This window comes from Acidovorax sp. CCYZU-2555 (assembly GCF_018413525.1).
Classification (GTDB): Bacteria; Pseudomonadota; Gammaproteobacteria; order Burkholderiales; family Burkholderiaceae_C; genus Comamonas.
The window spans coordinates 40,977-54,541 of sequence record NZ_JAHCDD010000037.1 but is presented as its reverse complement, the minus strand read 5'-3'; the positions used below and the strand labels follow the sequence as shown (position 1 = coordinate 54,541).

The following is a 13,565-nucleotide window of genomic DNA, read 5'->3' as shown; positions in this document are numbered from 1 at the left end:
CTTCCGCGCATGCGTCGCATGTAATATGCGAATTTTCTCAATGGATGATACAGCCAGCGCAGACTGGGAACCTGCAATATGAATTTGCGCACCTGCTGCGCGGGAATCAAGGTCACATAAATATCGCGCGACAATTGCTGCGCCGCGGTCAGAACTTCCACCGGACTCATATCGGCACGCAACTGGGCATGCTTTTCCTGTGCCTTGGCATAATAGTCATCCAGCATTTTCTGCCGACCAACCGCCATTTCCGCCTTGGCCGGAACACGGTAGAGCGAAGTAACCTTGTGCACCATTTTGAAATCGTGGTGCAAAGAATAACGCACCCAGAGATTCCAATCTTCGAGGTTTTCCAGATCGGGATCGAAGCCGCCGTACTCCTCGAACAGCGAGCGCTTGAACAGCACGGTCTGGATGGGCAGATAGTTGTGGTGCCACATCACGTAGCGGTTGAACTGCTGGCGGTAGAGCAGGCTGTGTTCGATCTCGCGATAGATCCATGGCTCGGGGCTGATCACTTCCGTGCGCACCTGATAGGCCAGCGAATAGACGGCGCCCAGGTAGGGGCTCTTTTGCCATTCGTCCACCAGCACTTCAAGATGGTCGGCGTAGAACAGATCGTCATCATCCAGAAAGCACAGCAACTCCCCGCGCGCGGCTGCCAGCGCGGCATTGCCCGCGGCGCAGCGGCCCATCTTTTCCAACGGCAGATAGGTCACTTCCGACAGCACACCATAGCCCCGGACTTCGTCCATGAAGGCCTGTGCCGTGTTGCCGCCGTCTTCGACCACGACCAGCTGGATATTGGAGTAGGTTTGCGCCGCGATCGAGGCTACGGCCTCGGCCAGACGTCCGGTCTTGCCGGGCGTGGTACGGGTCAGCACGCTGACCAGCGGCTTGGGCTCGTCGCCGGTCTTTTCCGGGTAGGCGTGGAACGAGCCTTCGCGTGGCATTTCGTAATCCCACAAGCGGAACGGAAACGGCTGGTGGCTCTTGCGGCGCGTGCGCATGAAGACCGGGGCCGAGCGCAGCAGTTTGAGCCCGTTCTTCAGCAAGCCTCGGCGTTGGCCGGGAAAGGACTGCGGCACGGCCAGCAAGCCCAGGTACATCACCGCGCCGCCAATGACCTGATGACGGCTGCCGTAGCGGCAGCGCAGCAGCACGTTCGCGTAAGTGCTGCCCAGGAACTGCATGGGTTTGACCTGCGCGGCCTCTTCATACGTGTAATGCCATACCGTGGCCTTGGGCACGTAACGCAGACGGTAACCGTTGTCACGTAGACGGTAGGAAAGCTCCACATCCTCGCCATACATGAACAACAGCGGTTCGTAACCGCCCACTTTGCGCATTGCTTCGGTACGGAACAGCGCACAGGCACTGGAACACCACAGCACATCGCCATTGACCGGGTTGTAGTGCTTGGGGTGTTCGTAGGGCTTCTGGCGGCACTCCCATTCAGCGACATCCGGCCCGTCAGCAACTGCTTGTATCAGCAGTTCCACCAGCGTATCCGGCTCGAATTCCAGATCGACATTCGTCACCAGGAAAAACGGGCTCTGCGCTTTCGCCAGATTGGCGTTGTGCCCTTTTCCAAAGCCGACGTTCGCTGCGGCTTCAACGGAAATTTCCAGATAGTTGTGCTGCTGCTCCTTCTGGAAATTCTGCAGCCAGGCAATGCTGCCATCCGTCGAGCCATTGTCACGAACAATGAGTCGGATCTGCTTCAATGGAATGCGCTGCGACGCGAGGCTATCAAAGAACTTTCCCAGCCACTTGAACGAGTTGTAAGTGACGATGGAGACATCCAAAGATACATCCGACAGATTTTCGAAAGATAACTCTTGCCGAAGACTTAATGATTGCGGACTATTCATGAATTTGTTTTTCGACGAATCAATTAAATCAAAGCTTCTGGAAATTCATAGGCGCGGACCGCGACATGCGTCGAGCGGGTCTGCGCCACCAGTGCTTTCAGCCTGACTATGTGGTTGCCTTCAGCCATGACTGTACCGGCGACGGAAGCCGTGCAATGCTGCACGCCATCCACTGAGCGCTGTATCCTAGCGCAGGACGAACCCATAACATTCGGTTACAAAAGAAACGCACTGTCGTGATGGAGCTTGCGGGCAGCTCGCCCAAGTGCCTGCCGATTCACTTGCCGCTCGAACTGGATGTATGGGCAATCACGGCAGAGTCGCCCAAGTGCGGCGCGGCGTTTGCGAGGCGGTTGCGGTAAGCGAAGGTATCAGTCACTGTAGGCCGTGCAGGCCGTGCAGGCCGAGCAACACCGCTGGCGTGCAAAAACTGCAGGAAAAAATCAAGGACGCCGAGGATGCACCCCGTGGCCTTGCGGCCCCGGGGCAGTGGCGAACAACGACTTATGCGCCTTCCCAGCGCTTGAGCACCAGGCTTGCATTGGTGCCGCCAAAGCCGAAGCTGTTGGACAGCACCTGGCGCAGCTCGGCGTCGCGCGTCACGGTCACCAGCGGCATGCCTTCGACCGCGGGGTCGGGCGTCTCGACATTGGCCGAGCCGGCGATGAAGCCCTTGTTGAGCATCAGCAGGCAGTAGATGGCTTCCTGCACGCCGGTCGCACCCAGCGAGTGGCCGGTCAGGGACTTGGTCGACGAGAACGGCGGGATGCTGTCGCCGAACACTTCGCGGATGGCGCGCAGTTCGGGCACATCACCGACCGGCGTCGAAGTGCCGTGGGTGTTGATGTAGTCGATGGGGCCGTCGAGGCCTTCGATGGCCTGGCGCATGCAGGCAATGGCGCCCTCGCCCGAAGGCGCGACCATGTCTTCGCCGTCGGACGTGGCACCGAAGCCCACGACTTCGCCGAGGATGTTGGCACCGCGCGCCAGCGCATGCTCGAGGCTTTCGAGCACCACGGCACCGCCGCCGCCGGCGATCACGAAACCGTCGCGGTTGGCGTCATAGGCACGCGCGGCCTTTTCGGGCGTGGCGTTGTACTTGCTGGACATCGCGCCCATGCCGTCGAACAGCAGCGACATGCCCCAGGACAGCTCTTCGCCGCCGCCGGCGAACATCACGTCCTGCATGCCCCAGGCGATCTGCTGGGCTGCGGAGCCAATGCAGTGCGCCGAAGTCGAGCAGGCCGACGTGATCGAGTAGTTGATGCCCTTGATGGCGAAATTGGTCGACAGGCAGGCCGAGACCGTGGAGCTCATGCAGCGCGTGACCTGATAAGGGCCGACGCGGCGAATGCCTTTTTCACGCAGTGTGTCGGCGGCTTCGATCTGGTTGGCGGGCGAACCGCCGCCCGAGCCCATGATCAGGCCGGTACGCGGATGGGAAACCTGCTCGGGTGTGAGTCCGGCCTCGGCGATGGCCTGGGTCAGCGCGATTTGCGCATAGGCCGCCGCATCGCCCATGAAACGCAGCTGCTTGCGGTCGATCAATGCCTCGACATCAATTTGCGGAATGCCGGCCACCTGGCTGCGCATGCCCAGCTCGGTGAACTCGGGCATGGCCCGAATGCCCGAGCGGCTCTCGCGCAGCGAGGCCTCGACCGTTGCATTGTCGTTTCCGATGCACGAGACAATGCCCGTGCCCGTAATCACAACCCGACGCTTCATTCTGCGGATCCTTCGGTTTTGCCCTCACGCATGAACAAACCCACGCGCAGGTCGGTTGCCGTATAGATGAGCTTGCCGTCAGCCAGCAGGCGTGCGTCGCCGATGGCCATGTTGAGTTTGCGCTTGATCAGGCGCTTGATGTCGATTTCGTAGGTGACCAACTTGACGTCGGGGCCCACTTCGCCGGTGAACTTGACTTCGCCGGCGCCGAGCGCACGGCCGCGACCGGGCAACTGCAGCCAGGTCAGGTAAAAGCCAATCAGCTGCCACATGGCATCGAGGCCCAGGCAGCCCGGCATCACCGGATCGCCCTGGAAATGGCATTTGAAAAACCACAGATCGGGGTTCACATCGAGCTCGGCCACGATCTTGCCCAGACCATGCTCGCCGCCTTCGCTGGCGATGTGCGTGATGCGATCGAACATCAGCATGGGAGGCAAAGGCAGGCGCCCGGAATCAGGAGTGAACAGCTTGCCCTCGCCGGAGGCGATCAGTTGCTGGTAGGAAAAGGAATCGGCCATTGTCAAACTTGCTCCACAGCGGTGCACTCACCGCTTCGTTGTCGCGTGATTCGCAGCATTTCGCATGCGCCACAGGCGCGCATTATCCGGCCCACGGCGTTGCCGTATAACCGCAAAGACCCTGCAAATGCAAAATAACACAGATACTTCAAAAGACGACAGTCTACTTGCCCTGGGCATAAGTCCGCTGCCTCCAGGCTGCATAGGCGACTGCCAGCCCGGCCAACAGCCATAGCGGCAGCTGCCCGACCCAGCGCACCCAGGCGGCGAACGGCGTGATTCCGTCGCGCCCCTGAACGCTGCCGGACAGCACGCCGCGCACATGCGGCGCCAGCGTCTGGGTCACATCGCCATGGTGATCGATGATCACCGTGGCCCCGGTATTCGTGGCGCGCAGCATCGGCCGCTCGAACTCGAGCGAACGCATGCGGCTGATCGCCAGATGCTGGTCGATGGCCACGCTGTCGCCGAACCAGCCGATGTTGCTCACATTGACGAAAATCGTCGGCGCCGTGGTCGGATCGCGGAAACGCAGTCCGAGTTCCTCGCCGAAAAGATCTTCGTAGCAGATATTGGGCGCGAGGCGCTGACCGGCCCAGTCCATCGAAGGCTGGGCCAGGCCGCCCCGGTTGAAGTCGCCCAGCGGAATGTTCATCATCTCGGTGAACCAGCGAAACAGCGGGGGAATGAACTCGCCGAACGGCACCAGATGGTGCTTGTCATAGCGGTACACCGGCGCCTGGCCGGGCAGCAAACCGATCACGGCGTTGGCATAGCCGTCCAGCGGGTTGCCCAGCGGAATGCCGATCAGCGCGGCCTGCGGGCCCTGGCTGAAATGCTGCTGCAGTATCGACATGTAGTCGAGCGGCAGTTGCTGGGGCAGCAGCGGAATCGCGGTTTCGGGCGCGACCACCAGTTGGGCATCGGTGCTGCGCAGCGCGCTTGAGTACCACTCCAGCGCCAGCGGCACGCCGCTGCCGGCTTCGAATTTTTCGTCCTGTGGAATATTGCCCTGCAGCAGGGCCACGCTGAGCGCGGGCGGCTGTGCGGCCGGCGCTTCGGCCAGGCAGCCACGCAGCGCGCAGTCGCGCTGCCAGAACAGACCGGCGAGCAGCGCCGCGCCACCGAGCGCCAGCGCCCAGGTGCGCGCCTGGCGCAGATGCACGGCGCGCAGACCCGCGAGCCCATAGGCGAGCGCGGCCGCGACGGCGCCGGTGCCATAGACACCCACCCAGCGCGGCAGCACGGACAGCGGGCCGTCCACATGGGCGTAGCCGCCCGCGCCCCAGGGGAAGCCCGTGAAGAGACTGCCGCGTGTCAGTTCGGCGAGCGTCCAGCAGGCGGCGAACAGCAGCGCCGAGGCGAGCGCACCGCAAGGTTTGAAACGCGTGAAAGCCCAGGCCGCGAGCGCGTAGTAACTGCCCAGAAATGCAGCCAGGCCCAGCACGGCCAGCACCGCCAGCGGCGCGGGCAGGCCGCCGTAGGTGTGCATGGAAATGAACAGCCACCAGAAAGTGGCGGCCAGCCAGCTGGTGGCGAAGATGAAGCCCAGGCCCGCGGCGCGGCGCGCCGGCAGGCCGGTGCGCAGGCCGAATGCGAGCAGCGCCAGCGAGAGGATTTGCAGCCACCACAGCGGCTGCCCGCCGACGGGCCAGGCGATAGACAGCGCCTGGGCCACGCCCGCCGCGGCGACAACGGCCGCGCCCCACCAGAAGACCCCACGGCGGGGCGAAAGCAAAGCCATGCGTGCGTTCAGTTGCTGACCAGGCTGTCGGGCGCATGCTCGCGCACCACGCGGAACCAGCGCACCGCGCCGCCCTTGGTGTGCAGCACGGTGAAGCCCAGGCCCTGCATCTGCAGGTATTCGCCGCGCTTGGGCACATGGCCCATCTCGTGCGCGATCAGCCCGCCTATGGTCTCGAAGTCGTCTTCGGGGTCGGTGGCCTGCAGCACCACGTCGAAAGCTTCGGCCACGCGTTCGACCGAGGTGTCGCCCGAGACGCGATAACTGTTGTCGGCCAGCGCGAAGATGTCGCCTTCGTCTTCGGGAATGTCGAACTCGTCTTCGATCTCGCCGACGATTTCCTCGAGCACGTCTTCGATCGTGACCAGACCGGCAACGCGGCCGAACTCATCGATGACGATTGCCAGGTGGCTGCGGTTGCCGCGAAATTCGCGCAGCAGGTCGTGCAGTCCCTTGCTTTCGGGAATGAACACCGCGGGACGCAGCAAGGCCCGCAGGTTGAGTTCGGGAGCGCGTTGGAGCTTGAGAAGATCCTTGGCCAGCAGAATGCCAATGATGTTTTCCCGCTCGCCCTGGTAAATGGGAAAGCGCGAATGGGCGGTGGTGATGACCTGGTGCAGGATGACGTCGAAAGGGTCGTCAATGTTGACGAGGTCCATCCGGGTCGAGGCGACCATCACGTCGCCGGCCGTCATGTCGGCCATCCGGATCACACGTTCCAGCATTACGCGGGAATCGGCGCCAATGACTTGTTTGTCTTCGGCTTCCGCCAGGGTTTCGATCAATTCATCGGCCGACTCGGGGGCCGGGTGGATGAATTCAGCGACTTTTTGCAGAAAACTGCGCTTGTCTTCCTTTTCGGAAGAACGAGCAGAATGCGGGTCTGACACTGTCTTGGAATGCAGGACGTGCGGTAGTGGAACAAGCTGCAAGGATAGCGGATTGCCCGCGTTTGATGTGTGGCGTTTGCGAGAAATCCCCGTTGCGCCCCGGCCATCTTTGTGTAGAGGGCCCGCCATTGCCACTGCCGCGCGCTCTCAAGCGCCGGTCTTGTGCCGGCCTTCGCGCATGCCCTGGCGAATCTCCTGCATGCCTGCCAGAAAGCTCCAGAACTGCCTGGCCTGCTTCTTGAGCTGGTAGTCGACTTCGGCGAACTGCTCGTTGACCATCTGCTCCATGTGCGTGTCTATGCCCGCGGGCGGCAGCTGCAGATAGGCTTCGGATTCCGAGCCGTCGCGCGTGACCACGGCACCGGCCTTGCGTGCGATCTTGAGCATGGCGGTGTTTTCGGACAGCGCGTGGATGAACATCATGCTCACGCCGCGCGTGCGCGCATGCACGATCGCATGGTCGAACAGGCGCTTGCCCAGGCCCTTGCCACGTGCCTGCTTGAGCACCGACACGCCGAACTCGGCGCAGCGCTGGTACTCGGGATGGGGCGCATAGGCGAGATGCGCCATGGCGATCAGCTCGAGGCGCCGGTTGTAGATGCCGAACACCTGATCGCGGTCGAAATCGAGCTGCTGCACATAGCGCAGCACCTGCTCGTCATTGGCTGCATAGCCAAAACGCAGATAACGGTCGGCAGGCGCGAGCTTGAGCAGATGGCGACCCACGCTGTTACGGTGGCGTGCACTCAAGGTACGAATAGGAACCATGGCAGGACGGCACGAAGCGATGAAGCGGATTGACGGGCTGGTCACCGGACGCAACAAATGCTTGCCGGCGCGCCAGGAAGACCTCAACCAGTCAATAGAAACGTTCATGCTTCGAATATAGGGGATTACCCTAGATTCTTCAAGAAGAATGCTGCAGTGCAGCATGGGAACGATGCGAGCTTGCAACGCTTTCTCTGGGCATGGCTCTAGGGGTGGCCGTTCATCCTTCGACGGGCTCTCAAGAAACAGCTTTTTTTTAAATAAATCAATGACTTAGAAGGTGGTCGATTTTGGCAAACGGCGGCAGAAGAGTGACCCGTTCGTGGTGAGCTTGTCGAACCATGAACGGCCCGTCCTCATGCCTTGAGCGCAGGCCGTTCATCCTTCGACAGGCTCAGGACGAACGGATTTTTAACGCCCGCTGTTTCTTTTGAACGCCTTGCGAGACCCCGTCTCGCTTACTCCGCTCAGGACGAACGGGGAAAGGCCCGCTGTTTCTTTCTGACGCCTGGCGAGACTTTGGCTCGCTTGCCCCGCACTAGACTGGCACTGCCGTCGTCGCCTTGACCCGGTCCAGCACAAAGCTGGTCTTGCAGTCCTGCACGCTGGGATGCTTGAGCAGCGTGTCCATGATGAAGCGGCTGTAATGCGCCATGTCGCTGACCACGACGCGCAGCAGATAGTCCATCTCGCCGGTCAGGGACGCGCATTCGACGACTTCGGGCCAGGTCTGGACGCTGGCGCGGAACACGTCCATGGGATTGCGCTTGCTGGTTTCGGTGTACTTCTCGAGCCGCACATTGAGATAGGCGGTCAGGCCCAGGCCCACGGTCTCGGGGCGGACCAGCGCGACGTAGCGGTCGATGACGCCCGCCTCTTCGAGCCGCTTGACGCGGCGCAGCACGGCGCTGGGCGAGAGCCCGACCTGTTCGCCGATCACGTCATAGGTTTCCCGGCCGTTTTCCTGCAGGCGCCGGAGAATGGCCCGGTCCAGCTTGTCGATTGCTTGCGTTGCGCTCATGGCCGGCATTCTACGGACAGCGGCCAAAACACCCCGGGTTTCCCCGAATCACCCTCGAAAACTGCATGAAATGTGTCTTTGATGCACTTTTCATGCAAATCCAGCGCGCGCAGCGGTGCAATAACGCAGGAATTCACGGCCGCCAAGTTCTACAGTGGACCCATAACCACCGACCGCCACCCAGGCAGGAGACACCACCATGAATGCGCCGCTTCCCTTGAGCACCACCCCGTCCGCCGCTTCGTCCACCGCCGCCTGGGACAACCCCATGGGCACGGACGGCTTCGAGTTCATCGAGTATGCGGCGCCCGATCCGGTGGCGATGGGCCTGGTCTTCGAAAGCATGGGGTTCAAGGCCGTGGCCAAGCACCGCCGCAAGAACGTGACGCTGTACCGTCAGGGCGAAATCAACTTCATCATCAACGCCGAGCCCGACAGCTTCGCCCAGCGCTTCGCGCGCCTGCACGGCCCCAGCGTCTGCGCGATCGCTTTCCGTGTCGACGACGCCAAGGCCGCCTACGAGCGCGCGCTCGATCTGGGTGCCTGGGGCCATGAAGGCACGCATACGCCCGGCGAACTCAACATTCCGGCGATCAAGGGCGTGGGCGACAGCCGCATCTATCTGGTCGACCGCTGGCACGGCAAGAACGGCGCCAAGCCCGGCGACATCGGCAACATCGGTTTCTTCGACGTCGACTTCGTGCCCCTGCCCGGCGTCACCACCGAAGAGATGCTGACGCCCTACGGCCATGGCCTGACCTACATCGACCACCTGACGCACAACGTGCACCGCGGTCGCATGAATGAATGGGCTGATTTCTACGAGCGTCTGTTCAACTTCCGCGAAATCAAGTACTTCGACATCGAAGGCCAGGTCACGGGCGTCAAGAGCAAGGCCATGACCAGCCCCTGCGGCAAGATCCGCATTCCAATCAACGAAGAGGGCAAGGAAAAAGCCGGCCAGATCCAGGAGTACCTCGACTCGTACCACGGCGAAGGCATCCAGCACATCGCCATGGGCTCGGACAACCTCTACGGCACCGTCGACGCGCTGCGCGCCAGCGGCGTGCGCCTGCTCGACACCATAGACACGTATTACGAACTCGTCGACCAGCGCATTCCAGGCCACGGCGAGCCGCTGGACCAGCTGCACGAACGCAAGATCCTGATCGACGGCAAGAAGGACGCCATCCTGCTGCAGATCTTCAGCGAGAACCAGCTGGGCCCGATCTTCTTCGAGTTCATCCAGCGCAAGGGCGACGACGGCTTCGGCAATGGCAACTTCAAGGCGCTGTTCGAGAGCATAGAGCTGGACCAGATGCGCCGCGGCGTTCTCTGAAGCGAGAAAAACCATGGGTCAAGCTCCAGTCGTCTACGGACAATCCGAGCGGCCGCCGCGCGGCGACTACAGCCGCGCCGCGGGCGACTACACCTGCGCGCAGGATTACGCGGCCTATACCGAGACCGACCACGACACCTACCGGCGCCTGCACGCGCGCCAGTCGGCGCTGCTGCCGGGCCGGGCCTGCGCGGAGTTCATCGCCGCGCTGCCCTCGCTGGGCGCCCATGACCGCATTCCGCGCTTTGAAGACATCAACGCGCGGCTGATGCCGGCCACGGGCTGGCAGATCGTCGCCGTGCCCGGGCTCATTCCCGAGCTGGCCTTTTTCGAGCTGCTCGCCGACAGGCGCTTTCCGGTGACCGACTGGATTCGCACGCCGGCCGAGTTCGACTACATCGTCGAGCCCGACATCTTTCACGACCTGTTCGGCCATGTGCCGCTGCTGTTCAACCCGGTGATCGCCGACTACGTGCAGCGCTACGGCCAGGGCGGCATCAAGGCGCACAGCCTGGGCGCCTGCGAAATGCTCGCGCGGCTGTACTGGTACACGATCGAGTTCGGGCTGATACGCGAAGCTGGCGGCCTGCGCGCCTATGGCGCGGGCATTCTGAGTTCGGGCGGCGAGCTGGTCCATTCGGTCGAAAGCCCGCTGCCGCAGCGCGTGCCGCTCACGGTGGAGCGCGCCATGCGCTCGCGCTACAAGATCGACAGCTACCAGCAGACCTACTTCGTCATCGACGACCTGCAGCAGCTGTTCGACATGACCGCCGCCGACTTCGCTCCGCTGTATGCCCAACTGCGCGCGCTGCCCGAGTTTTCGGCCGATGGTCAGGTGCTCCCGGCGCAGGCTTGAGCGCGCTCGACCAGCGCCGCGCAGTCGCGCATGAGCTGCGCGTCGAACACCAGCTCCACATGTGCCTGGTCGACGATCAGCCGGTTGTCGGCGCCGGGATAGGTGGCGGCGAGCGCGGGCATCACGAGATTGTCGCAGTTCGAGTACCAGCAGGTCATGCGCGCGGCCAGGGCCTGCGGCTCCTGGGCTGCCAGGGCGCGCAGCCATGCGCTGTCAAGGCGCATCTGCCGGCCGTTGACGGTGCGACTGAAGTTGGCGATCCAGGTGCCGCGGTGCGGCGTGGCCAGCGTGACCACGCGCGCCACCAGCGCCTGCAAGCGCTGCGCGGCCTGGGCTTCGCTCACGCCGCCCCCAACCACGGCGCCGCGGCTGCGCAGCCAGGCGCGTATCACCAGCCCGCCCATGCTGTGGCCTATCAGCACCGGCGGGCGGCCCGTGGCCTGGGCCATGCGGCGCACGGCGGCGTCCAGATCGGGAACGCATTCATCGATCGATCCCCATGCAGGCTCCAGCGTCACGGCGATGCAGGGAATGCCGCGCGCGGCGAACATGCGCTGCCATGGCTGCCAGAAAGCGCGATTGCAGAGATATCCATGCACCAGCACCACGCCCGTGCGGCCCGTGCCCGCGCCGACGTCATCGGGCAGCGCATGCGTGCGAAACGGCTGGCGCCAGCCGAAGATGCGATAGGCATAGCCGACTTCGGCGAAGTAGGCGCGCAGCATGGTGCGCGCCGACACGGGTGGCAGCACGCCCATGGTGTCGCGCGGTGCGACCAGCAGGCAGATGAATTGCAGGCCTATGCTCCACGCGGGAAACAGCAGCAGCGCCAGCACCCCGCCCAGCGCCAGCGCGGGCGACTGCGGCCATTGCCACCAGAGCCAGGCCAACGCCAGCGCCCAGCCGCCCAAAATGGCGGCCTGCTGCCAGCGCGCGTTCATGCGTGCGTCCTTGTCATTCCCAAGGTTTAACACGCCATGTCACGCTTGGGTAGCAGCGGGCATCCCGCTGTCCTTCTCGGGACATTCCCTAGGACAAGCCCGGGAGACAGGCCGGGCTCGCGGCTACAGAATGGACAGACCGCATCGCGGCCTGCTGCGCCAGGTCATTCTTCAGACATTCAAGGCTGTACTCGCATGGATCCTCTCTGGCTGCAGAACTATCCCGCTGGCGTTCCCCACGACATCGATCCCGGCGTCTACCGATCGGTGGCGCAGCTGATCGAGGAATCGTTGAAGAAGAACGCCGACCAGCCGTTTTCGGTCTGCATGGACCGCTGGATGCATTACCGCGACCTTGACCTGCTGTCGCAGCGCCTGGGCGCCTGGCTGCAGGGACTGGGGCTGGAGCCCGGCGCGCGCGTGGCGATCATGCTGCCCAATGTGCCGCAGTTCGCCGTGACCATGGCCGCGGTGCTGCGCGCGGGCTATACCTGCGTCAACGTCAACCCGCTCTACACCGCGCGCGAACTCGAACACCAGCTCAAGGACTCGGGCGCGAGCGCCATCGTCATTCTCGAAAACTTCGCGCATACGCTGGCCAGCGTGCTCGAGCGCACGCCCATTCAGCAAATCTGCATCACGTCGCTGGGCGATCTGCTGGGCCCGGTCTACGGCCGCTGGATACGCTTTGCCGCGCGCCATCTCGCGAAGATGGTGCCGCCCTACACGCTCACGCTCACGGGCGGCCGCCAGGTCACGACCTTTCCCCAGGCGCTGGCGCTGGGCGCGCAGCGCACGCTGCGCCCCAGTCCGGCCACGCTGGACTCCATCGCATTCCTGCAATACACGGGCGGCACCACGGGGCTGTCCAAGGGCGCGATCCTGACGCACCGCAACATCATCGCCGCGACGCTGCAGGCCGAGGCCTGGTTCGCGCCCGCGCTGTCCAGCCTGCCCGATCGCCGCAACCTGCACAGCATCGCGGCGCTGCCGCTCTACCATATCTTCGCGCTCACGCTGTGCCTGCTGGCGATACGCCAGGGCTCGAGCCTGAGCCTGATTCCCAACCCGCGCGACATCGCCAAGTTCGTGGGCGTGCTCAAGAAACGCCCGTTCCATCTGCTGCCCGGCGTGAATACGCTGTTCAACGCGCTGCTGCAGAATTCGCAGTTCCGCGCGCTCGACTTCTCCAGCCTGTGCCTGACCCAGGCCGGCGGCATGGCGGCCTCCGAAGGCACGGCGCGCGAGTGGAAGAAAGTCACGGGCAGCACCATGATCGAAGGCTGGGGCATGAGCGAAACCTGCGCCATAGGCACCAACAACCCGGTCACCAACCCCGAGTACACAGGCAACATCGGCCTGCCGCTGCCCGGCATCTCGATCGCGATCAAGGACGAGAACGGCCAGAACCTGCCGCTGGGCCTGCCGGGCGAGCTGTGCATCCAGGGCCCCAACGTGATGACCGGCTATTACAACCAGCCGCAGGAAACCGCCAGGGCCTTCACCGATGACGGCTACCTGCGCACCGGCGACGTGGGCCAGATGGATGGCCAGGGCTGCGTGCGCCTCATCGATCGCAAGAAAGACATGATCCTGGTCAGCGGCTTCAACGTCTACCCGAACGAACTCGAAAACGTGGTTTCGCTGTGCCCGCATGTGGTCGAATGCGCGGCCATAGGCGTGCCCGACGAAAAGCAGGGCGAGGCCATCAAGCTGTTCGTCGTGCGCAGCAGCGAGCAGCTCGATGAAGAAACGCTGCAGCGCTACTGCAGCGAGAACCTCACGGGCTACAAGCGGCCCAAATACATAGAGTTCCGCGACGCATTGCCCAAGACCAATGTGGGCAAGATCCTGCGGCGCGAACTGCGCACGCCGCAGTGAGCCGC

Annotated in this window: 11 protein-coding genes; 3 read left to right on the top strand and 8 right to left on the bottom strand. The window is 63.3% G+C overall.

Translation table 11 applies throughout. The features are described from left to right. The 7 genes from KHY18_RS14365 to KHY18_RS14335 form a co-directional block, all read right to left on the bottom strand. Window positions 1-1,808 (bottom strand): glycosyltransferase family 2 protein (locus tag KHY18_RS14365; protein ID WP_213300985.1); only part of this gene is annotated, 1,808 nt, incomplete at its 3' end. Between the two features lie 570 nt (window positions 1,809-2,378). Then, the gene (gene fabB, locus KHY18_RS14360; protein ID WP_213300982.1) at window positions 2,379-3,599 is read right to left on the bottom strand and encodes a beta-ketoacyl-ACP synthase I; all 1,221 of its coding nucleotides are present in this window, start codon (window positions 3,597-3,599) and stop codon (window positions 2,379-2,381) included. After that, on the bottom strand, window positions 3,596-4,120 hold the full coding sequence (fabA, locus tag KHY18_RS14355) for a bifunctional 3-hydroxydecanoyl-ACP dehydratase/trans-2-decenoyl-ACP isomerase (RefSeq protein WP_159913106.1): 525 nt from the start codon (window positions 4,118-4,120) through the stop codon (window positions 3,596-3,598). The genes fabB and fabA overlap by 4 nt, the downstream gene beginning before the upstream one ends. 163 nt (window positions 4,121-4,283) lie before the next feature. Next, window positions 4,284-5,864, bottom strand: coding sequence for an apolipoprotein N-acyltransferase (gene lnt, locus KHY18_RS14350; protein ID WP_213300979.1), 1,581 nt, complete (start codon window positions 5,862-5,864; stop codon window positions 4,284-4,286). A gap of 8 nt (window positions 5,865-5,872) precedes the next feature. Beyond that, window positions 5,873-6,754, bottom strand: coding sequence for a CorC family transporter (locus KHY18_RS14345; protein WP_213300976.1), 882 nt, complete (start codon window positions 6,752-6,754; stop codon window positions 5,873-5,875). Between the two features lie 147 nt (window positions 6,755-6,901). After that, window positions 6,902-7,630, bottom strand: coding sequence for a GNAT family N-acetyltransferase (locus KHY18_RS14340; RefSeq protein WP_213300973.1), 729 nt, complete (start codon window positions 7,628-7,630; stop codon window positions 6,902-6,904). A 430-nt stretch (window positions 7,631-8,060) separates the two neighbouring features. After that, window positions 8,061-8,543 (bottom strand): Lrp/AsnC family transcriptional regulator, encoded by a 483-nt coding sequence (locus KHY18_RS14335; protein WP_159913098.1) that lies wholly within the window; start codon window positions 8,541-8,543, stop codon window positions 8,061-8,063. A gap of 199 nt (window positions 8,544-8,742) precedes the next feature. Between KHY18_RS14335 and hppD the strand changes: the two genes are divergently transcribed. Both hppD and phhA read left to right on the top strand, forming a co-directional pair. Then, window positions 8,743-9,882: a 4-hydroxyphenylpyruvate dioxygenase gene (hppD, locus tag KHY18_RS14330; RefSeq protein WP_213300970.1), complete on the top strand. Its 1,140-nt coding sequence runs from the start codon at window positions 8,743-8,745 to the stop codon at window positions 9,880-9,882. A 13-nt stretch (window positions 9,883-9,895) separates the two neighbouring features. Then, complete coding sequence (phhA, locus tag KHY18_RS14325) at window positions 9,896-10,738, top strand: phenylalanine 4-monooxygenase (protein WP_213300967.1); 843 nt, start codon at window positions 9,896-9,898, stop codon at window positions 10,736-10,738. Here the strand turns inward: phhA and KHY18_RS14320 are convergent. Next, window positions 10,714-11,679: an esterase/lipase family protein gene (locus tag KHY18_RS14320; RefSeq protein ID WP_213300964.1), complete on the bottom strand. Its 966-nt coding sequence runs from the start codon at window positions 11,677-11,679 to the stop codon at window positions 10,714-10,716. The two genes, phhA and KHY18_RS14320, sit on opposite strands and share 25 nt — an antisense overlap. 195 nt (window positions 11,680-11,874) lie before the next feature. Between KHY18_RS14320 and KHY18_RS14315 the strand changes: the two genes are divergently transcribed. After that, complete coding sequence (locus KHY18_RS14315; protein WP_213300961.1) at window positions 11,875-13,560, top strand: AMP-binding protein; 1,686 nt, start codon at window positions 11,875-11,877, stop codon at window positions 13,558-13,560. Window positions 13,561-13,565 lie beyond the last annotated feature (5 nt).

Excerpts from the sequence above, each read along its gene's own strand:
- fabA (WP_159913106.1), bottom strand. The coding sequence starts at position 4,120 with ATGGCCGATTCCTTTTCCTACCAGCAACTGATCGCCTCCGGCGAGGGC.
- hppD (WP_213300970.1), top strand. The coding sequence starts at position 8,743 with ATGAATGCGCCGCTTCCCTTGAGCACCACCCCGTCCGCCGCTTCGTCC.
- KHY18_RS14320 (WP_213300964.1), bottom strand. The coding sequence starts at position 11,679 with ATGAACGCGCGCTGGCAGCAGGCCGCCATTTTGGGCGGCTGGGCGCTG.
- phhA (WP_213300967.1), top strand. The coding sequence starts at position 9,896 with ATGGGTCAAGCTCCAGTCGTCTACGGACAATCCGAGCGGCCGCCGCGC.
- fabB (WP_213300982.1), bottom strand. The coding sequence starts at position 3,599 with ATGAAGCGTCGGGTTGTGATTACGGGCACGGGCATTGTCTCGTGCATC.
- KHY18_RS14315 (WP_213300961.1), top strand. The coding sequence starts at position 11,875 with ATGGATCCTCTCTGGCTGCAGAACTATCCCGCTGGCGTTCCCCACGAC.
- KHY18_RS14335 (WP_159913098.1), bottom strand. The coding sequence starts at position 8,543 with ATGAGCGCAACGCAAGCAATCGACAAGCTGGACCGGGCCATTCTCCGG.
- KHY18_RS14340 (WP_213300973.1), bottom strand. The coding sequence starts at position 7,630 with ATGAACGTTTCTATTGACTGGTTGAGGTCTTCCTGGCGCGCCGGCAAG.
- lnt (WP_213300979.1), bottom strand. The coding sequence starts at position 5,864 with ATGGCTTTGCTTTCGCCCCGCCGTGGGGTCTTCTGGTGGGGCGCGGCC.